We start from the raw sequence: 18,923 nt of genomic DNA, 5'->3' as shown, positions 1-18,923 counted from the left end.
CACGACGGCGCGCTCCGGGGACAAGACGGCCGCAGCTTATCGCCGCCGCGGTGACGGCGACATGGCCGAAACATGACCGCGTTTTCATGACAATTCCGTCATCCGCCGGTCATCCTTCGCGCACGCGCGACACCGTACGCTCTGGCGTTACACTGACCGGCTGGAATCACGGACAGCCTGCCTCACCATGCGGATACTGATAGTCGAAGACGAACCCAAGATGGCGTCATACCTCCGCAAGGGGTTGATGGAGGCGAGCTACACGGTCGACGTCGCGGAAAACGGCCAGGACGGGCTGTTCCTCGCGTTGCACGAGGATTTCGACCTGGTCGTGCTCGACGTGATGCTGCCGGAGCTGGACGGCTTCGAGGTGCTCAGGCGGCTGCGCGCGCAGAAGCAGACGCCCGTGCTGCTGCTCACGGCCCGCGACGCGATCGAGGACAAGGTTGCCGGGCTCGAACTCGGCGCCGACGATTACCTGCTCAAGCCGTTCGCATATGCCGAATTCCTGGCGCGCATCCGCTCGCTGCTGCGGCGCGCGCCGCGCAACGTGCGCGACATCCTGCACGTCGCCGATCTCGAAATCGACCTGCTCAAGCGCCGCGTGCGGCGTGCCGACGCCCGCATCGACCTGACCGCGCAGGAATTCGCGCTGCTGCAGTTGCTCGCGGAACGCGAAGGCGAGGTGCTGACGCGCACCTTCATCACGTCGCAGATCTGGGACATGAATTTCGACAGCGACACGAACGTCGTCGACGCGGCAATCAAGCGCCTGCGCGCGAAGATCGACAACGCGTACGAGACGAAGCTGATCCATACGATCCGCGGCATGGGCTACGTGCTCGAGGATCGTTCGTGACCGCGAGCCCCGCTTCGTATTCGCTGCTGCGGCGCCTGACGCTCGCGTTCGCCGCCGTCGCCGCGCTCGTGTTCGCGCTGACCGGCGCGTATCTCTACCGCTCGCTGTCCGCCGAGCTGACGCGGCGCGACGACATCGAGATTTCCGGCAAGCTCAACCAGTTCCTGCAACTGGCACGCGCCAGCGGCTCGACGGCCGCGCTGCGCGCCGATCCGGCCGTGTTCCATGACGTGCTGCTGTCGCATCCGGGCGTCTATCTCGGCATCTACGACGCGCAACACCGCCCGCTCGTCGAGCATTCCGACGAAGCCGGCAACACGCTCGCGTCGGTGATCGCAGCCTCGCATCCGGCAGGCCACGCCAGCGGCCCGTTCACGTGCGCGCCGCCCGGTATCGGCTCGTCGCGCTGCGTGTATGCACGCGAAACGCTGCCGTCCGGCGAAGCGATCCAGGTCGCGCTCGCGCGCACGGCAACCGATCGGCAATCGCTGCTCGAAAGCTATCGTGTCGACATCTGGCTCGCGGCGGCCGTCGGCGCGCTGCTGGTCGGCGCGCTCGGCTATGCGGTCGCGTCGCGCGGCCTGCGCCCGGTCGAAAGCCTTGGCCGGCAGACGTCGCGCATCGAGGCGCACAACCTGAACGCGCGCCTCGACGCGCGCGGCGGCCCGGTCGAGTTGCACGAGCTCGCCACGTCGGTGAACCGGATGCTCGACCGGCTCGAGCGCGCGTTCGTGCGGCTGTCGCAGTTCTCGTCCGATCTCGCGCACGACATGCGCACGCCGCTCGCGAACGTGATCAGCTCGTCGCAGGTCACGCTGTCGCGCGCCCGCACGTCCGACGAATACGAAGCGCTGATCGAATCGAACATCGAGGAATGCGAGCGGCTGCAGCGGATGATCGAGAACATGCTGTTTCTCGCGCGCACCGACAACGCGCGGCAGCACCTGAAGACCGCCGAACTCGACGCCGGCAGCGAATTGCGCCGGCTCGCGTCGTATTTCCAGGCGCTGGCGGACGAAGCCGGCGTGCGTATCGACGTGCATGGCGAAGCGCCGGTCGTCGCGGACGCGACGCTGTTCCGGCGCGCGGTGAGCAACCTCGCGTCGAATGCGCTCGAACACGCGGAAGCCGCGTCGACGATCGAGCTGGCCGTGTCGAACCAGGGCGGTTACGCGGTCGTCGAAGTCACGAATCGCGGCGTCGCGATTCCGCCCGAACAGGTCGACCGGATCTTCGAGCGCTTCTACCGGATCGATTCGTCACGGCACGGCGCGGCGCGCAACGCGGGGCTCGGGCTCGCGATCGTGAAGTCGATCATGGAGCTGCATCGCGGCAAGGTGGAGGTCGCGAGCCGCGACGGGCACACGACGTTCGCGCTCTACTTTCCGCGCGGCACGGGCAGATAGGCCATGCGCCGCCGCATTCAGCGCTGGCGATCCTGCACGGCGCTAAACGACCTGCGAACGCAAACGAGAAGCGCGATGGTCGTCGCGCTGAATACGGCCCCCGCGTAGAACGTCGCGGCAGCGCCCGCCCGGTCCCACAGGACGCCCGCGACGACGCTCGATACGAGCGTCACGATGCCGCTGATCAGGTTGAACACGCCGAACGCGGTCCCTCTCAATTCGGCCGGCGCGGCCTGCGCGACCATCGTCGCGAGCAGCCCTTGCGTCATCCCCATATGGAGCCCCCACAGCGCGACGCCGACGAGCACGGTCGGCCAGTGCGCGCCGTGCGCCAGCACGATATCGGCGGCGATCAGCAGGACGAGCCCGACCACCATCAGTTTCGTGTGGCTCGTCGTATCGGCGAGCTTGCCGAACGGGTAAGCCGACAATGCATACACGACGTTCATCGCAACCATCACGAGCGGCACGAGCGCGACGGGCACGCCGCTACCCATCGCGCGCAGCACCAGAAACGCCTCGCTGAAACGCGCCAGCGCGAACACGCCGCCGACGGCCACGATCCACCAGTAGCGGGCGCCGAGTTGCGCGACGACCTCGCGGCGAATCGGGTTCACGCGCTTCTCGCCCGGCGCATGCGCCGGTTCGTCGATGCCGAACGCGAGCAGCGCAACGGCGAGCACGCCGGGAATCACGGCCAGCCAGAACGCGAGGCGGAAATCGTCGCGCCACACCAGCATGATGACGACGGCCAGCAGCGGCCCGAGGAACGCGCCCACCGTGTCGAGCGACTGGCGCAACCCGTACGCGGCGCCGCGCAGGTGAACGGGCGTGACGTCGGCGACGAGCGCATCGCGCGGCGCGCCGCGAATCCCCTTGCCGACCCGGTCGACGATCCGCGCGGCCACCACGACGCCGATCGTCGGCGCGATCGCGAACAGCGGCTTGCTGAGCGCGCCGAGCGCGTAGCCGGTCACCGCGAGCCATTTGCGATTGCGCAGGTAGTCGCTCAGCGTGCCGGAGAATACCTTGACGACCGGCGACGTCGCCTCGGCGATCCCTTCGATCAGGCCGATCGTCGTCGCGCTTGCGCCAAGACCCGCCATCAGGAACATCGGCAACAGGCTGTGGATGATTTCGGACGACACGTCCATCAGCAGGCTGACACAGCCGAGCACCCACACGCTGCGCGGAATCTGGCGAAGAATGCCGGTCGATGAGTCGGTCTGCATGGGTCGCTCCCCGATTCAGGAATCCTGAAGCTGAATGCCTGTGATGCTACCGCACGCCCGTGACCCTGATCGGACGCCGCAGGAACGCGTGCGCCCTTGCTATTCCGCCGTGTCGCGCCGCAGCTTCGCCTGCCGGCGCGTCCGGTCGTTGAGTATCTGGTGCCGGCGATGGTCGGTCAGCTTCTTCCAGTCGCGCGCCTCGTCGCGCGTGCGCAGGCAGCCGACACAAAAGCCAGTGCGGCCGTCGAACGCGCAGAGATCGATACACGGCGATTTCACGGCCACGATCAGGCCGCCTTCGCGGGTGTCAGCACTTCGACGGTCACGTGAGACACGCCGTCGAAGCCCGCGACCAGCGCATGATAGAAACGCGCATCGCGCGCGGTGTCGCCCGATTCGACCGACACGATCGCGCTCATGTGCCCGGGGCCCACGCGCCACACATGGAGATCGTTGACCGTGTCGCCGAGCGCCTCGATCGCGCGGCGCACGTTGTCCGTCAGCTTGCGATCGACGTTGACGTCGAGCAGGACACCGCCCGTATCGCGTATCAGCCCGTACGCCCAGTTGGCGATCACCAGCGCGCCGACGATGCCCGCGAGCGGGTCCATCCAGACCCATCCGAACGCGCGCGCGAGCAGCAGGCCGACGATCGCCAGCACCGACACGGCCGCGTCGGCGATCACGTGAACGTAGGCCGACCGGATGTTGTGGTCGCGATGCGCGGCCGAGTGCGAACCGTGACCATGATGCGCGTGGTGCGCGTCGTCGTGGTCTTCGTCTTCGTCTTCGTGATGATGATCGTGCCCATGCGCATGATGATGGCCGTGCCCATGCCCGTGATGGTGATCGCCGCTCAGCAGCCACACGCTGGCGAGGTTCACGGCAAGCCCCAGCACGGCGATCGGAATCGCTTCGTCGAAGTGAATCGGCACCGGCGCCAGCAGGCGCGCGATCGCCTCATAGCCGATCAGCAACGCAATCATCGCCAGCACGATCGCGCTCGTGAAGCCGGCCAGGTCGCCGAGCTTGCCGGTGCCGAACACGAAGCGCGGATCGTCGGCGTAGCGGCGCGCATAGGTATAGGCCAGCGCGGCGATCAGCATCGCGCCCGCGTGCGTCGACATGTGCAGGCCGTCGGCGACCAGCGCGAGCGAGCCGAACAGCGTGCCGCCGACGATCTCGGCGATCATCATCGCCGTGCACAGGCCGATGACCATCCACGTCTTCCGCTCGTTGCGCGCGTGGGCGGCGCCCAGAAACGCGTGACTGTGCACGCCGCCGGCCGACGTGCCGTTGAATTCGTTCATGTACCGATCCTTCCTGTTACTTGAAATAGCTGTGCACGACCTCGATCAGCTGCTCGGTCGCGCTGCCTTCGTGGGCGTCGGGCGTGTCCGCATCGACGAGATGCGACCGGATGTGGTCTTCCAGCACGACGGCCAGCAGGCCATTCATCGCGCCGCGGCAGCTCGTGATCAGTTGCAGCACGTCGTTGCAGCCGCGCTCGTCTTCCAGCGCCCGCTCGATCGCTTCGACCTGTCCCTTGATACGGCGCACGCGGTTCAGCAGCTTCTGTTTTTCGCGAACGGTATGACTCATCGATGGCTCCTGTATAGGGTAGGGGAGTATATCTCCGGAAGGCTGCCCCTATAGGGTGGAGGGGTATATTTTTCGAGACGAAGGCTTGTCGAAAGAAAACCGCTCGGCTAGACTGCTTTCCGTCTTTGGGGAGTAGCCTGCTTTCCGTCCACGGAAAGCGAACGTGTCAACACACTCGGCCTGCGGCCGTGGCGCGTTCAGCCTGATCGGCTTGGCGAGACCATCGGCACATCGCGTTGTTCCTGGTCGGACGGCGGCGGATGTGCCATGGTTCGTCAGCGTCCGACCACGGAGTCCCCATGTTCCTCCCCGCTCGCCTCTCCCACGCCACCGCTGCCTGCGGAGGTGCCGCATGACGTTCATGTTCGTCGAACTGGCGTTCATGCTGATCGTCATCCTCGTCGCGGCCGAAGTCTTCACCAATGCGCTCGAACATCTCGGCGAACGCCTGAAGATTTCCGAAGGCGTGACCGGCTCGCTGTTCGCGGCCGTCGGCACCGCGCTGCCCGAAACGATGGTGCCGCTGCTTGCGCTGGCCGGCGGCACGTCGAACCAGGCCGTGAACGAGGAGATCGGCGTCGGCGCGATTCTCGGCGCGCCGCTGATGCTCGCGACGCTCACCACGTTCCTGATGACGCTCGCCGTGATCCGCTCGCGCGGGCTGCGCGGCACGATCGCGCCCGAACGCACGGGCTTCGTGCGCGACATGAACACCTTCCTCGCCGCATTCTCGCTGGCGACCGTCGCGATGTTCGTCCCGCATCACAACTGGGCCGTGCGCGCGCTGCTCGCCGCGATGCTGGTCGGCCTCTACGTGATGTACGTCGTGATGACGTTCCGCGCGTCGACCCAGCTCGTCGATGCCGGGCACGGCACCGAGGCGCCGCACGCGATGTTCCTGTCGCGCGTCGGCCTGCCGACCAACCTGGCGACGATCGTGCTGCAACTGCTGATCGGCGTCGCGCTGCTGGTCGGCGGCGCGAAGGGCTTCATTCACGGCGTGGAAGGCGTATCGCACGTACTCGGCGTGTCGGCGCTGCTGCTGTCGCTGATCATCGTGCCGATCGCGACGGAACTGCCGGAGAAGGTCAACAGCGTGCTGTGGATCCGTCGTGGAAAGGACACGCTCGCGTTCGGCAACATCACCGGCGCGATGGTGTTCCAGGGTACGTTGCTGCCGGCGATCGGCATCATGCTGACGCCGTGGGAGCCGCGCCCCGAAGTGCTGACCGGCGTGATCATCACGCTCGCGGCGGCGGCCTGGCTGCGCGTCAATGCGCGCACGCGCGGGCTCGTGCTGTGGGCGTTGCTCGCGAACGGCGCGGGTTATGCGGGGTATCTGGTGTTGACGCTGACGCGATAAATGCCGGTCGGGCGCGCCGACCGGCGGACACGTCGGTGCGGCGCGTTTCATCGCGCCGGATGCGGGCGACGGCAACGCCCGCATCCAGACGATCAGGAACCCTTGACGAGCCTGACGATCGTCAACGTGCCATCGACCTTCTCGATCCGCACCTTGACCTTGTCGCCCGCATGCGCTTGCGCGAGCATCGCCGCGTCCTTCGCCTTGAACGCCATCGTCATCGGCGGCATCCCGACGTTCTCCAGCGCGCCGTGCTTCAACGTGATCCTGCCGCTCGCGGCATCGACCTTCTTCACCTCGGCGTCGGTCAGCGCGGCGTTCGATTCCGCCGCGCCGTCCGACGACATCTTCATGCCGGACATGTCCATGCCCGACATGTCGCCGGCGGCAACGGCCGGGACGGCGAAAGCGCCGCACGCGAGAACGGCGGCGGCAGTGGCGATCAATTGATTCATCTTCATCGTGATTCTCCGGTGGGAATGGATGGCACGTTCGTGCCGGAAGGAACTGCATCGGAATGCCGCGTGCGGCCCGCGCTTCGCGCACGACGGCGCTGAAGCAGAAGCCACGCGGCGGGAATGACGAACATCGACAGCAGCGGCGCCGTGACCATGCCGCCGACCATCGGCGCGGCGATGCGCTGCATGACCTCGGAGCCTGCGCCGTGGCCGATCATGATCGGCACGAGCCCGGCGAGCACGACGGCCACCGTCATCGCCTTCGGGCGCACACGCAGCACCGCGCCTTCGCGAATCGCGTCGAGCAGCAACGCATCGGTCAGCGGGTCGCCGGCATCGAGCCGGCGCTGCAGCGCGCCCTTCAGGTACAGCAGCATTACGACGCCGAATTCGGCGGCCACGCCCGCCAGTGCGATGAAACCGACCGACGTCGCGACGGACACCGCATGGCCGAGCGCCCACACGAGCCAGAACCCGCCGACCAGCGCGAACGGCACCGTCGACATCAGCAGCAGCGCGTCGGCCGCCGAATCGAACGTGACGAACAGCAGCACGAAGATCACGACGAGCGTGACGGGCACGACGGTGCGCAGCGTCGCCGCCGCGCGTTCGAGATACTCGAATTGCCCCGACCACGCGATCGAATAACCGGGCGGCAACGCGACCTGCCGTGCGACGGCCTGCTGCATCGCACGGACGGCCGTGCTCAGGTCGGCACCGCGGAGATCGACGTACACGTAGCCGGACAGCCGTGCGTTTTCGCTGCGGATCATCGGCGGCCCGTCGGCGATCGCGACATGCGCGACGTCGCCGAGGCGGATCTGCGCGCCGCGCGCGGTGACGATCGGCAGTTGCCGCAGGTTCTCGAGCGAATCGCGGATCTCGCGCGGATAGCGGATGTTGATCGGGAAGCGCTCGCGCCCCGCGATCACTTCGCCGATGTCCTCGCCGCCGATCGCCGACGACACGACCGCCTGGATATCGGCCACCGACAGCCCGTAACGCGCGGCGGCGAGCCGGTCGATGTCGACGTCGATGTAGCGGCCGCCGTTCAGCCGCTCCGCGAGCGCGGACGTCACGCCCGGCACGCGCTTCACGGCTGCCTCGACCTGCGTCGCGATCGCGTCGATCCCCGCCAGGTCCGGCCCGGAAATCTTCACGCCGACCGGCGTCTTGATCCCGGTGGACAGCATGTCGAGCCGGTTGCGGATCGGCGGCACCCACACGTTCGACAGCCCCGGCACCTTCACCGTCCGGTCGAGTTCGTCGACGAGCTTCTCCGGCGTCATGCCGGGCCGCCACGCGCTGCGCGGCTTGAAGCGGATCGTCGTCTCGAACATCTCGAGCGGCGCCGGGTCGGTCGCCGTATCGGCGCGGCCCGACTTGCCGAACACCGTGTCGACTTCGGGCACGGTCTTGATCAGCCGGTCGGTCTGCTGCAGCAGCTCGCTCGCCTTGTCCGCCGAGATGCCCGGCAGCGCGGTCGGCATGTACAGCAAATCGCCTTCGTCGAGCGGCGGCATGAATTCGCCGCCGAGCCGCGACAACGGCACGGCCGTCAGCACGAGCGCGACGACCGCGACGCCGATCGCGGCCCACGGGCGCCGCAGCGTCGCTTCGAGCAGCGGCCGGTACAGGCGGATCAGCACGCGGTTGATCGGGTTCGCGTGCTCGTGCGGAATGCGGCCGCGCACCAGATAGCCCATCAGTACCGGCACCAGCGTCACCGACAGCCCGGCGGCGGCCGCGATCGTATAGGTCTTCGTGAACGCCAGCGGCGCGAACAGCTTGCCCTCCTGCCCTTCCAGCGAAAACACCGGAACGAACGACAGCGTGATGATCAGCAGCGAGAAGAACAGCGCGGGCCCGACTTCCACTGCCGACGCCGCGACGAGTTCCCAGCGGCGCGCGGCCGTGATCGGCTCGCCGGGATGCGCGCGGTCGTACGCTTCCAGATGCTTGTGCGCGTTCTCGATCATCACGATCGCGGCGTCGATCATTGCGCCGATCGCGATCGCGATCCCGCCGAGCGACATCAGGTTGGCGTTCACGCCCTGGTAGCGCATCACGATGAACGCGGCCAATACCCCGAGCGGCAGCGACAGGATCGCGACCAGCGCGCTGCGCAGATGGAACAGGAACACCGCGCAGACGATCCCGACGATGACGAATTCCTCGATCAGCTTGTCCGTCAGGTTGTCGACCGCGCGCGCGATCAGTTGCGAACGGTCGTAGGTCGTGACGATTTCGATGCCGGCCGGCAGCGAACGCTTCAGGTCGGCGAGCTTCGCCTTCACCGCGTCGATCGTCGTCAGCGCGTTCTTGCCCGAGCGCATCACGACGACGCCGCCCGTCACCTCGCCCTGCCCGTTCAGTTCCGCGATGCCGCGCCGCATCGCCGGGCCGACCTGGATGCGTGCGACGTCGCCGAGCAGGACCGGCGTGCCGGTGTCGTCGGTGCGCAGCACGACGTGCCGGAAATCGTCGAGCGTGCGCAGGTAGCCTGACGACCGCACCATGTACTCCGACTCGGCCAACTCGACGACCGAGCCGCCGGATGCCTGGTTGGCCTTGCCGAGCGCCTCGGCGACCGCCGCCTGCGTGATGCCGTATGCGCGCAGCTTGTCCGGATCCAGCACGACCTGGTACTGGCGCACCATGCCGCCGATGCTCGCCACTTCCGATACGTCCGGCACGGCCTTCAGCTCGAACTTCAGGAACCAGTCGTTGAGCGCGCGCAGTTGCCCGAGATCGTGACGGCCGGTGCGATCGACGAGCGCGTACTCGTATACCCAGCCGACGCCGGTCGCATCCGGGCCGAGCGACACGGTCGCGCCCGCCGGCAGGCGGCTCTGCACCTGGCTCAGGTATTCGAGCACGCGCGAGCGCGCCCAATACGGATCGGTGTGGTCGTCGAACAGCACATAGACGAACGCGTCACCGAACGACGAGTACGCACGCACGGTTTTCGCGCCCGGCACGCCGAGCAGCGTCGTCGTCAGCGGATAGGTCACCTGGTCCTCGACGACCTGCGGCGCCTTGCCGGGATACGACGCCTTCACGATCACCTGCGTGTCCGACAGGTCGGGCAATGCGTCGAGCGGCGTCTGTCGCAGCGAATGCACGCCCCATGCCGCCAGCAGCACGGTGGCCAGCAGCACCAGAAACCGGTGATGGACGGACCAGTGAATGATGCGCGCGATCATCGCTCACCTCCCTGCGGCTCGACCTTCGTCAGCCGGTAACCGTCGTCGGTCTGCGTGAACGCGAAGCGCACGGTCTGGCCCGGCTTCACGTCCGGAAACGCGTGCGCCGACGGCTTGCCGAACGCCATCGTCATCGCGCCCCAGCCGAGCGCCGGCACCGGCTGATGCGAGAACGTGATGTCGTCGGCCGTGACCTTCTCCACCTTGCCGGTGGTTTCGTAGACCGGCGCGGTTGCCGTCGCGGACGATGCGGCCGAGCTTGCCCCTGCCGCCCGCTCCAGCCGCGGCAACACGCTTTTCAGGCTGGCCTCCGAATCGATCAGGAACTGCCCCGACGCGACGACCGTGTCGCCTTCGTTCAACCCGTCGAGCACTTCCGTGTCGCCGCCGACGTCGTTGCCGACCGTCACCGACACCGGCTGGAGCCGGCCGTCGCCGTGCTTCGCGATGACGATCGTGCGCTGGCCGGTCGCGATCACGGCCTCGGACGGCACGAGCAGGCGCGACACCGTCTCCTTCGCGGCAACCCGTACGCGCATCAGCATGCCGGGCGTGAGCTTCAGCGATGCGTTGTCGATCTCCACGCGCGCCTGCAGCGTGCGGCTGCCCGTGCTGATGCCGGGCAGCACTTCGCGGATGCGTCCGCTGAAATGCCGGGCCGGATCGCCCGCGAACGTCGCGTCGACCGACATGCCCGGCTGCACGCTCAAAGCGAGCGCTTCCGGCACCTCGACGATCAGCCACAGCGTCGCCAGCCCGGCGATCTTCGCGAGCGTCTGGCCGGGCGAGACCATCGCGCCGTCGCGCACGTTCAGCTCGCTGACGACGCCGGCCTCCGGCGCACTCAGCACGACGTGCGTCTGCGCGCGGCCGGTACGGTCGAGGTTCGCGATCATGCCGTCCGGAATCGACAGCGCCCGCATCCGTGCACGCGCCGCATCGAGCAGGCTGCCGTCCATCCCGCCGCGCTTCAGCGCGAGATATTCCTCCTGCGGCGCGAGCCAGTCGGGCACGAACAACGAGGCGACCGGCGCGCCCTTCGCGATGCGCTGCATCGGCGCGCGTGCATACAGATGGTCGATGTAGCCCGTGACGCGCGACTGCACGACCTCCGCGCGCGCTTCGTCGAACTGCGTGGTGCCCACCGCGTCGAAACCGGCCGCCGTTTGCTGCCGGCGCACGGTCGCATAGCGGATGCCGAGGTTCTGCTGCAGGCCCGGATCGATCCGGATGCCCGCCGCGGCACCGCCTTCGTCCGCATAGACCGGCTGCAACTGCATGTCCATGAACGGCGATTTGCCCGGCTTGTCGAAGTGCTGGTTCGGCACCATCGGGTCGTGCCAGTACAGCACCTTGCGTGCGGCCTGCGGCGCCGGCATGTCCGGCGGCGCAGCGGCGGGCATGCCGGCCGTCGCCGCGCCGCCCGTCGCATGGCGGACGCCCGCGAAATAGCCGGCGCCGACGAGCGTCGCGCCGGCGAACGCGATCAGCGCCGCCCGCGTCAGTGATTGTCTTGTCATGAGCGTCTCCTTCACTGCGCGGCGGCCATCGCCGACGGCACGACCTGATATTCGAGCTGCGCCCAGGTCTGCGATACCTCGCGCCTGAGATCGAGCACCTGCAACTGCGCCTCGAGTTGCGCACGCCGCGCGGCGAACGTGTCGGCGAGCGACCCCGTGCCGGCCCGGTACGCGGCCGTCGCGAGCTGCACGCGCTGGTCGGCGGCCGGCAACAGCGCAGCGCCGAGGTTCGCGAGGCGTTCGCGGCCGCTCGCCAGCGTGTCGGATTGCGTGCGGATGTCGGCCTGTACCTGGCGCAGCGTGTCCTCGTACATCAGGCGCGCCTTCGTCGCGAGCGCAGCCTTTTCGGCGACGTCGCGGTTCTGGCGATTCTTGCGATTGAGCGGCAGCGGGATCGAGACGCCGACCGACACCATGTTCGAATACGCGCCGCCGCGCTGCTGGTACGCGATTTCCCACGTCCAGTTGGGGCTGCGCTCGCTGTTCGCGACCGCGGCGTCGGCTTCGGCCACCGCGATATCGTCCGCGGCGGCGACGAGTGCCGGCTGCGACAGGCGCAGCTCGTCCGGCGGCAACGACGATACGAAGGATTCGGGCGCGGGCGGCGTACCCGTCACGTCGGTCACGGGCGCCGCCGTCCAGCGGCCCAACGCGATGAGCGCGGTGCGATACGCCTGCTGCGCCTTGAGCATCTGGTCCTGCGTCTGCGCGAGCATCGCGCGAGCCTGCACGACGTCGCCCGCGCTCGCCTTCGCGCCGCGATACGACGCCTGCGTCGCGTCGAGTTCATGGTTCATGTGACCGAGCAGCGCCTGCTGAAGCGCGAGCGCCTGTTTTGCATAGACGGCATCGAGCCACGCCGTCGCGGTCTGCCGGCGCACGGCCGCCAGCTGCACGAGATAGCCGGCGCGCTCGCGGCCAACCTGCTCGTCGGCCAGCGCGGTACGCAGCCGCCGCTTGTCGCCGGACACCCATTCCTGCTCGATGCCGATGCGGCGCATCGTCATGAAGTCCTGGCCGACGGTGAAGCGCTGCCCGCCGTTGACCGGCAGGTTGTCGATGCCGGCCTTGAGCATCGGGTCCGGCAACTGCCCGGCCCTGACGGCCGCTTCGGAACGCGCAAGCACGGAAGCCTGCGCGGCCTGCATCGACGCGGAACGATCGGTGGCGGACTGCAGCGCGGCGTCCAGCGTCAGCGGCGACTGCTGCGCGTGTACGGCGCCCGCCACCAGCAGCGCGGCCCACGGTACGGGCGTGCGCCGACATGCACGCGGCATGCGCAGCGTGCGGAAAGCGAATGACATGGTGTAACCCCAAATCGGAACCCAAAGGGATTCCACGTCCTGCGCACAGGACGAACCTCACCGCATGCGCGGCGAACCGGTCAAATCGGGATCAGCTGATGCGTGGAGGGCGCCACAACCCGTTCGGGTCGCGGACCGGGACGGACTGCGTGTAGTGGAAGACGATCGTGCTGGCGAATGCAGCGGGACGGCTGACGTCGGCGCGGGCGGCCGGGTGGTAGAGACTGCCGAACTGGCATTGGGCCGTCACCTTGCAGGCCATGCCCTTGGCTTTGGCCTTCGCGTGATCGGCGGATGACGGCTGCATCGAATCGCAGCCGCTCATGTCGGCGGACATGGCCATGTTCATGCCCGTGTCCGCCCCCATCGACATCGTGTGCTGCATCGGACATTCACCGGTCAGGCCGCTGGCTGCCAGCCCGCTGATGGGCAGCACCGCGCACAGCAGCAGCAGGATGAAGGTCCGAAGCCATTTCATGGCGGCGATTATAGCGCGGCCCGTTGCGACATGACGCTGCGTCGCTACGGCGAAACGACGCGCGTTCCCTGCCGCGGCCGCCGCGCGTCATCGCAGCAGGTTGTCCGCCGCCAGCACCTGCTGCACCGCCGGCCGCTCGCGCACCCGCTCGTACCACGCACGCAGATGCGCATGCCGGCTCAGGTCGATATCCGCGTTGTACACCGAGCGCATCCAGTCGGCCTTGCCCCAGCCGGTCAGCGCGAACAGGTACGCATCGGCGACCGTGAACGTGTCGCCGGTGACGAACGTCCTGCCGTCGAGCTGGCGGTCGATCCACGCGAAGCGGCTGTCGAGCTTCTGCCGCGCGGGCTCCACGTACTTCCCCGCCTGCACCGCATACAGCAGCGGGATGAAGCCCTTGTGGATCTCGGTGCCGAGAAAGTTGAGCCATTCCATCAGCCGGTAGCGCGCGAGCGTGCCGTAAGCGGGCGCAAGCGCGGCTTCCGGGCGCTGGTCCGCGAGATACTGGGCGATCACCGGCCCTTCGCGCAGTATCGTGCCGTCGTCGAGTTCGAGCAGCGGCACGTAGCCGAGTTCGGTCACGTCGTAGTAGTTGCGGCCGTCTTCGACGACATGCTTGCGCGTGTCGACCTTGACGATCTCGGCGTCGAACCCGCCTTCGCGCAATACGATGCAGATCGCCTGCGAACAGCTGCCGGGAGCGTGATAGAGCTTCATGCGTTTCCTTCGTGGGTTGTCCATGTATCGATTCGCCGCGACGCGGGCGCTAATATCTCGCATCGGCGCAGCGCCGGGAAGACGGCAGTCGTTTGTGCCGTAGTCACAAAAAATTTACCGACCAGGATTCGGCCACGATGAAAACGAGTGCGACAGGATGTTCCGTTGAAGAAGCGATGCGCGTGCTCGGCGGCCGCTGGCGGCTGCTGCTGGTGTCGTATCTGCTCGACGGGCCGCGCCGCTTCAGCGACCTGCGGCGCGACATGCCGGGCATCTCGCAGCGCATGCTGACGCTCGACCTGCGGGCGCTGGAAGACGCGGGGCTCGTGCGGCGCACCGTCTATCCGGAAGTGCCGGTGCGCGTCGAGTACGATCTCACCGCGGACGGCGACCGGCTGCGGCCGGTGGTCGACGTGATGCGCGAATTCGGGCTGTGGCTGAAGGCGCGCGACGCGCAGGCCGACGCGATGCCCGACACCGCGGCCGCGATCGAAACGACGATGCACGCTCACAAATAACCCTTCAGCAGGAACTACGTTCATGGAACTTCACGCTACCGTCGGCGCGGCCACGTCCGACCTCGACGACGACGAAAGCTTCGCCAACATCTACTGTCACGACGCGGAGCAGGACTATTGCTTCGCGCTGTCGCGCTTTCCGGACGACACGCTGATCGAAGTGATGGTGCGCGACCAGCTCAACCTGCGCGTCAAGGATCTGTCGGTGCGGCTGACCGACGATACGATCGACGTCGAGATCGAGCCCGGCATCGCCGCGCGTCTCGACGGCCAGACGCGTTACGTGATCCATCTCGCGCCCGGTCAGTACGATCCGGTCGCGCTGCGCGCCGCGTTGAAGGAAATCTTCGTCGGCAAGAGCGGCTATCGCGACGACAGCACGCACGGCTAGCGGCTCATTCGAACGGTCATCGTCGCTTTCGCAAGCTGCTGATCGTGCGCAGCAAAGCCGACGACCGCCGGCGTCGCGTCCCGATCGACCGGCAACTTCGCGACCTTGAGCGCCGTCAGCGTAATGACGTAGCGATGCGTGGCGCCTTGCGGTGGACACGGACCAAGATAGCCGGCATGCCCGGTGTCGTTCTTCATCTCGACGGCACCCGCCGGCAATCGGGACACGTCATTGCCGGAACGCAGCGCAATGCGATGAACGGACACCGGTATGTCGGCGATGACCCAATGCCAGAATCCCGACCCGGTCGGTGCGTCGGCATCGAACATCGTCAGCAGGTAGCTTTGCGTCCCCTCGGGCTCACCGCGCCATTGGATGGATGGCGAAATGTTGTTGCCGCGACACCCGAAACTGTCGGATACCTGTGCGTCACCGAATGTGCGGCCGGCCAGTTCCGCGCTATCGATCGAGAAATCTGCGGCGCGCGCCGGGCCGACGACGCTCAGCACGGCACAGAGGGCGAAACCGGCTTCGAATATTTTCATTTTCATTGAACATCTCATCAGTGAGCAGAATCGGAACGGGCATTCTTGCGTTCATGCGGATCCGCAACAAGGCGAGCAAAGGTACTGGTATCACGGCTACCCGGCAGCGTCCGGCGCGCACCTCCGCTCCCTCATGAAATTTCGGCATCGGGAAACCGGGCGGACCTGCCGGCTCCGTCCTCATCCACGACCATCGTTAGACGCCCGCTCATGACGCGCTCCCCGCGACTTCACCCGCTCCCTCGCCTCGCCGCGCTGCCGCTCGCCGCGTTTCCCACATACTGAGCGTCCGACGTCCCATTAATAGGGATGCCTGCCCAAATGTTGACGCACGCCGCGCCACGGCTCTAACGTTCGCCCCAACGCCATTCGATTCGGCCGCCCCGTTCGCGAGCACCGGCCGAGGCATAGAACACAGGAGACGACCGTGGCCCAATCCGCGTCACGCACCCATGCCAACCCGCCGGCGCGCTCATCCGCGCACACCGGCGCCTCATCCGAATCCGCCACGCGCTCAGCCGCAGCCGCAGCCGCGGCCTCGGCCACGCCGCCGAGCCGCAAGCGGCTGCTGATCCTCGCGCTGCTGTTCGTCACGGTCGTGATCAACTATCTCGACCGCAGCAACCTGTCGATCGCGGCGCCCGAGCTGTTCAAGGAACTGAACATCGATCCGGTTCGCGCGGGCCTCGTGTTCTCCGCATTCGGCTGGACCTATGCGCTGATGCAGATTCCGGGCGGCTGGCTCGTCGACAAGGTGTCGCCGCGCGTGCTGTATGCGGGTGCGCTCGCCCTGTGGTCGGCCGCGACGCTGCTGCTCGGTTTCGCCGGTTCGTTCGTCGGGCTGATCGTGCTGCGCCTTGCGGTCGGCGCGCTGGAAGCGCCGGCCTACCCGATCAACAACCGCGTGGTGACGACGTGGTTCCCGACCCGCGAACGCGCGAGCGCGATCGGCGGCTACACGTCGGGCCAGTTCGTCGGCCTCGCGTTCCTCACGCCGGTGCTCGCGTGGCTGCAGGTGCATCTCGGCTGGCACATGGTGTTCGTCGCGACCGGCCTCGCCGGCATCGCGTGGGCCGCGATCTGGTATGCGGTGTATCGCGAGCCGCGCGCGTTTCGCGGCGTCAACGCGGCCGAAATCGCGCTGATCCGCGACGGCGGCGGCCTCGTCGATCTCGAGGACCGCATCGCGGCGCGCAGCGAACGCGCGCCGTCGACGTGGCGCGACCTCGGCGTCGTGCTCGGCCGGCGCAAGCTGTGGGGCATCTACCTCGGCCAGTTCGCGCTGAACTCGACGCTGTGGTTCTTCCTCACGTGGTTCCCGACCTATCTCGTCAAGTATCGCGGGATGGACTTCATCAAGTCGGGTTTCCTCGCGTCGCTGCCGTTCCTCGCCGCGTTCGTCGGCGTGCTCTGCTCGGGCGTGCTGTCGGACTGGCTGATGCGACGCGGTGCCTCGCAAGGCTTCGCGCGCAAGCTGCCGATCATCTCGGGGCTGCTGATCTCGACCTGCATCATCGGCGCGAATTACGTGAGCTCCACCGGCTGGGTGATCGCGTTCATGACGATCGCATTCTTCGGCAACGGCTTCGCGTCGATCACGTGGTCGCTCGTGTCGGGGCTCGCGCCCGCGCGGCTGCTTGGCCTCACGGGCGGCATGTTCAACCTGATCGGCAACCTGTCCGCGATCGCGACGCCGATCGTGATCGGGCTGCTGGTCGACGGCGCGGACTTCTCGCGCGCGATCACCTATATCGCCGCGATGGCGCTCGCGGGCAGCCTGTCGTACGGGCTGCTCGTCGGCAAGGTGGAGCGCATCGACGCATAGACGCACAAGGGCGGCACACTTGCGCCGCCCTGCTTGATCGCTACCCCCGTGCGGCGTCACAACCGCCGAAACCCGTCACGCGCGAGGTCGTGAGGATGGCCGGTTGCGTAGTCGGGCGCACATGTATCGGTATCGATGCCGAAGGTGCGCTGGTCGGCCGCCAGTCGCTTTCGTCCCTGCCGAAGTCGAGCGTCTTCAATTCGCCCATGCGTGCGCCCGGCGGCAGGATGTCCGTGATCAGGTCGGTCATCGGAATCGTTTGTCACTCGATTGAAAAAGTCGGAGACGCAGTGACTCGTTTACACTGCCTCGATATGCCCTCTTCGGAGTGACACGCGACGTTTTACGGGGCGAACGAATCGGCAGGACGCCTGCCGGTATTTCCCCCTGATGACGTCCGTCGCGGCAAACGCTAGAATCCAGCCGCTTCAAGGGCCTGCTCCCGCTGACAACGGGCTTGTGGTCGGCCGTTCCGATGGCCAGCCCCACACATGCTTTTTCCGTATCAGGGGAACGCGCGTCAATGGGCGAAATAGGCCCTGGGTAACCGCATGCTGCTCAACGTGAACTCCTTCCACCGCGACAACGATCGCTTCAACGTGTCGTTCAAGGCATTGGGCGAGCTGATCGAGACGGTCGGCACGCCGCACTTCGTGCCGCGCCTCACGCAACTGCTGAACGACATCGTGCCGCTCGACGTCGCACACGTCGAACGCTCGCGCGTCGACGGCACGATGCCCACCGGCTACCGTTGCGAATGGATCGGCAGCAGCGGCATCGGCGCCGCGTCCACCGAAATCTCCGACGTGATGACGCTTTACTACGAGCGCTTTCTCGACAGCGACCCGCTGTTCGCGGGGCTGCGCGGCAAGACGGGCACGATGCTCGTCGTGCGCGACATCGCGGCAATCCCGCCTGGCGAATTCCGCCAGCGGCTGTTTGACGACGTGCATATCGGGCATGAATGCGTGCTCGCACGCGGCACGCGCTATTCGCAGCATTCGATCGCACTGGAGCGCGGCCGCGACCGGCCGCCGTTCACGCTCGCCGAGATGAACCGCTTCCGCAACATCAGCGACATGCTGTTTCCGCTGCTCGAACTGCATGCGTCGACCACCGCCGCGCGGCGCATCGCGCACGCAACGCCCGACGTCCATCCGCTCGCGCAATTCGATGCGCGGCTCGCGGCCGACGGCGTGAAGCTGTCGAAGCGCGAATACGAAACCTGCAAGCACCTGCTCTCCGGCAAGACCGTGCCGGAAACCGCCGGGATTCTCGGCGTGCGCGTCGCGTCGGCCGAGTCGTACGTGAAGCGCGCATTCGCGAAGCTCGGCGTGCGCACGAAGCGTGAACTCGCCGCGTGGGGCTCGGCCACGACCGCGCTCCCTTCTGCCGGAACCTGACCCGCCCTGGCCGCGCGGCCGCCTCCCGCTACGCCGTGTCGATGCGGCAGTGCCGCTCGCATCGAGCCCCGTCGAGCAATCGACTGACGAGCG

The 18,923-nt window shown here is 67.3% G+C and carries 19 protein-coding genes and 1 riboswitch; of the genes, 7 read left to right on the top strand and 12 right to left on the bottom strand.

What is annotated here, in order from left to right; translation table 11 throughout:
- Positions 1–187 precede the first annotated feature (187 nt).
- Entirely contained in the window at positions 188–859 is a 672-nt protein-coding gene (locus tag HWW87_RS00380; protein WP_175818792.1) for a heavy metal response regulator transcription factor, read from the top strand.
- Positions 856–2,265, top strand: coding sequence for a heavy metal sensor histidine kinase (locus tag HWW87_RS00375; protein WP_175818791.1), 1,410 nt, complete (start codon positions 856–858; stop codon positions 2,263–2,265). The genes HWW87_RS00380 and HWW87_RS00375 overlap by 4 nt, the downstream gene beginning before the upstream one ends.
- Before the next feature lie 17 nt (positions 2,266–2,282).
- Here HWW87_RS00375 and HWW87_RS00370 read toward each other — a convergent pair whose 3' ends face one another.
- The 4 genes from HWW87_RS00370 to HWW87_RS00355 form a co-directional block, all read right to left on the bottom strand.
- Complete coding sequence (locus HWW87_RS00370; RefSeq protein ID WP_175818790.1) at positions 2,283–3,497, bottom strand: MFS transporter; 1,215 nt, start codon at positions 3,495–3,497, stop codon at positions 2,283–2,285.
- Positions 3,498–3,596: 99 nt separating this feature from the next.
- Positions 3,597–3,782, bottom strand: coding sequence for a DUF1289 domain-containing protein (locus tag HWW87_RS00365; protein WP_174433714.1), 186 nt, complete (start codon positions 3,780–3,782; stop codon positions 3,597–3,599).
- Between the two features lie 2 nt (positions 3,783–3,784).
- Positions 3,785–4,807 (bottom strand): CDF family Co(II)/Ni(II) efflux transporter DmeF, encoded by a 1,023-nt coding sequence (gene dmeF / locus HWW87_RS00360; RefSeq protein WP_175818789.1) that lies wholly within the window; start codon positions 4,805–4,807, stop codon positions 3,785–3,787.
- A 16-nt stretch (positions 4,808–4,823) separates the two neighbouring features.
- Positions 4,824–5,099, bottom strand: a complete 276-nt coding sequence (locus tag HWW87_RS00355; protein WP_011548394.1) for a metal/formaldehyde-sensitive transcriptional repressor — start codon at positions 5,097–5,099, stop codon at positions 4,824–4,826.
- A gap of 115 nt (positions 5,100–5,214) precedes the next feature.
- Positions 5,215–5,382: riboswitch (yybP-ykoY riboswitch) on the top strand.
- A gap of 69 nt (positions 5,383–5,451) precedes the next feature.
- Here HWW87_RS00355 and HWW87_RS00350 point away from each other — a divergent pair.
- Complete coding sequence (locus HWW87_RS00350) at positions 5,452–6,462, top strand: sodium:calcium antiporter (RefSeq protein WP_175818788.1); 1,011 nt, start codon at positions 5,452–5,454, stop codon at positions 6,460–6,462.
- A 92-nt stretch (positions 6,463–6,554) separates the two neighbouring features.
- Here the strand turns inward: HWW87_RS00350 and HWW87_RS00345 are convergent, their stop codons facing one another.
- The 6 genes from HWW87_RS00345 to gstA form a co-directional block, all read right to left on the bottom strand.
- Positions 6,555–6,923, bottom strand: coding sequence for a copper-binding protein (locus HWW87_RS00345; protein ID WP_175818787.1), 369 nt, complete (start codon positions 6,921–6,923; stop codon positions 6,555–6,557).
- Positions 6,920–10,126 (bottom strand): efflux RND transporter permease subunit, encoded by a 3,207-nt coding sequence (locus HWW87_RS00340; RefSeq protein WP_175818786.1) that lies wholly within the window; start codon positions 10,124–10,126, stop codon positions 6,920–6,922. Before HWW87_RS00340 ends, HWW87_RS00345 begins: the two co-directional genes overlap by 4 nt.
- Positions 10,123–11,646, bottom strand: a complete 1,524-nt coding sequence (locus HWW87_RS00335; RefSeq protein WP_175818785.1) for an efflux RND transporter periplasmic adaptor subunit — start codon at positions 11,644–11,646, stop codon at positions 10,123–10,125. Before HWW87_RS00335 ends, HWW87_RS00340 begins: the two co-directional genes overlap by 4 nt.
- A gap of 11 nt (positions 11,647–11,657) precedes the next feature.
- Positions 11,658–12,950: a TolC family protein gene (locus HWW87_RS00330; RefSeq protein ID WP_175818784.1), complete on the bottom strand. Its 1,293-nt coding sequence runs from the start codon at positions 12,948–12,950 to the stop codon at positions 11,658–11,660.
- Positions 12,951–13,041: 91 nt separating this feature from the next.
- On the bottom strand, positions 13,042–13,428 hold the full coding sequence (locus HWW87_RS00325; protein WP_175818783.1) for a hypothetical protein: 387 nt from the start codon (positions 13,426–13,428) through the stop codon (positions 13,042–13,044).
- A gap of 87 nt (positions 13,429–13,515) precedes the next feature.
- Positions 13,516–14,148, bottom strand: a complete 633-nt coding sequence (gstA, locus tag HWW87_RS00320; RefSeq protein WP_175818782.1) for a glutathione transferase GstA — start codon at positions 14,146–14,148, stop codon at positions 13,516–13,518.
- A 137-nt stretch (positions 14,149–14,285) separates the two neighbouring features.
- On the opposite strand from gstA, the gene HWW87_RS00315 reads away from it, so the two are divergent.
- Both HWW87_RS00315 and HWW87_RS00310 read left to right on the top strand, forming a co-directional pair.
- On the top strand, positions 14,286–14,666 hold the full coding sequence (locus HWW87_RS00315; RefSeq protein WP_175818781.1) for a helix-turn-helix domain-containing protein: 381 nt from the start codon (positions 14,286–14,288) through the stop codon (positions 14,664–14,666).
- Positions 14,667–14,688: 22 nt separating this feature from the next.
- A complete protein-coding gene (locus HWW87_RS00310) occupies positions 14,689–15,057 on the top strand; it encodes a hypothetical protein (protein ID WP_175818780.1) in 369 nt (122 codons plus the stop codon).
- Here HWW87_RS00310 and HWW87_RS00305 read toward each other — a convergent pair.
- Positions 15,054–15,608: a YbhB/YbcL family Raf kinase inhibitor-like protein gene (locus tag HWW87_RS00305; RefSeq protein WP_244107099.1), complete on the bottom strand. Its 555-nt coding sequence runs from the start codon at positions 15,606–15,608 to the stop codon at positions 15,054–15,056. The two genes, HWW87_RS00310 and HWW87_RS00305, sit on opposite strands and share 4 nt — an antisense overlap.
- Positions 15,609–16,029: 421 nt before the next feature.
- On the opposite strand from HWW87_RS00305, the gene HWW87_RS00300 reads away from it, so the two are divergent.
- Complete coding sequence (locus tag HWW87_RS00300; RefSeq protein WP_175818779.1) at positions 16,030–17,427, top strand: MFS transporter; 1,398 nt, start codon at positions 16,030–16,032, stop codon at positions 17,425–17,427.
- Between the two features lie 40 nt (positions 17,428–17,467).
- Here HWW87_RS00300 and HWW87_RS37050 read toward each other — a convergent pair whose 3' ends face one another.
- Positions 17,468–17,677 (bottom strand): hypothetical protein, encoded by a 210-nt coding sequence (locus HWW87_RS37050; protein WP_244107098.1) that lies wholly within the window; start codon positions 17,675–17,677, stop codon positions 17,468–17,470.
- Between the two features lie 301 nt (positions 17,678–17,978).
- Here HWW87_RS37050 and HWW87_RS00290 point away from each other — a divergent pair, with 301 nt between their 5' ends.
- A complete protein-coding gene (locus tag HWW87_RS00290) occupies positions 17,979–18,830 on the top strand; it encodes a helix-turn-helix transcriptional regulator (protein ID WP_175818778.1) in 852 nt (283 codons plus the stop codon).
- The last annotated feature ends 93 nt before the right edge of the window (positions 18,831–18,923 follow it).

It is taken from the genome of Burkholderia sp. BCC0419 (assembly GCF_902830285.1).
Classification (GTDB): Bacteria; Pseudomonadota; Gammaproteobacteria; order Burkholderiales; family Burkholderiaceae; genus Burkholderia.
This window is presented reverse-complemented; position numbering and strand designations above follow the sequence as displayed.

What these genes read in the sequence shown, in the direction of transcription:
- HWW87_RS00330 (WP_175818784.1), bottom strand. Translation starts at nt 12,950, where the DNA reads ATGTCATTCGCTTTCCGCACGCTGCGCATGCCGCGTGCATGTCGGCGC.
- HWW87_RS00340 (WP_175818786.1), bottom strand. Translation starts at nt 10,126, where the DNA reads ATGATCGCGCGCATCATTCACTGGTCCGTCCATCACCGGTTTCTGGTG.
- gstA (WP_175818782.1), bottom strand. Translation starts at nt 14,148, where the DNA reads ATGAAGCTCTATCACGCTCCCGGCAGCTGTTCGCAGGCGATCTGCATC.
- HWW87_RS00315 (WP_175818781.1), top strand. Translation starts at nt 14,286, where the DNA reads ATGAAAACGAGTGCGACAGGATGTTCCGTTGAAGAAGCGATGCGCGTG.
- HWW87_RS00290 (WP_175818778.1), top strand. Translation starts at nt 17,979, where the DNA reads ATGCTGCTCAACGTGAACTCCTTCCACCGCGACAACGATCGCTTCAAC.
- HWW87_RS00370 (WP_175818790.1), bottom strand. Translation starts at nt 3,497, where the DNA reads ATGCAGACCGACTCATCGACCGGCATTCTTCGCCAGATTCCGCGCAGC.
- HWW87_RS00355 (WP_011548394.1), bottom strand. Translation starts at nt 5,099, where the DNA reads ATGAGTCATACCGTTCGCGAAAAACAGAAGCTGCTGAACCGCGTGCGC.
- HWW87_RS00335 (WP_175818785.1), bottom strand. Translation starts at nt 11,646, where the DNA reads ATGACAAGACAATCACTGACGCGGGCGGCGCTGATCGCGTTCGCCGGC.
- HWW87_RS00325 (WP_175818783.1), bottom strand. Translation starts at nt 13,428, where the DNA reads ATGAAATGGCTTCGGACCTTCATCCTGCTGCTGCTGTGCGCGGTGCTG.
- dmeF (WP_175818789.1), bottom strand. Translation starts at nt 4,807, where the DNA reads ATGAACGAATTCAACGGCACGTCGGCCGGCGGCGTGCACAGTCACGCG.
- HWW87_RS37050 (WP_244107098.1), bottom strand. Translation starts at nt 17,677, where the DNA reads ATGACCGACCTGATCACGGACATCCTGCCGCCGGGCGCACGCATGGGC.
- HWW87_RS00345 (WP_175818787.1), bottom strand. Translation starts at nt 6,923, where the DNA reads ATGAAGATGAATCAATTGATCGCCACTGCCGCCGCCGTTCTCGCGTGC.
- HWW87_RS00350 (WP_175818788.1), top strand. Translation starts at nt 5,452, where the DNA reads ATGACGTTCATGTTCGTCGAACTGGCGTTCATGCTGATCGTCATCCTC.
- HWW87_RS00380 (WP_175818792.1), top strand. Translation starts at nt 188, where the DNA reads ATGCGGATACTGATAGTCGAAGACGAACCCAAGATGGCGTCATACCTC.
- HWW87_RS00305 (WP_244107099.1), bottom strand. Translation starts at nt 15,608, where the DNA reads ATGAAAATGAAAATATTCGAAGCCGGTTTCGCCCTCTGTGCCGTGCTG.
- HWW87_RS00310 (WP_175818780.1), top strand. Translation starts at nt 14,689, where the DNA reads ATGGAACTTCACGCTACCGTCGGCGCGGCCACGTCCGACCTCGACGAC.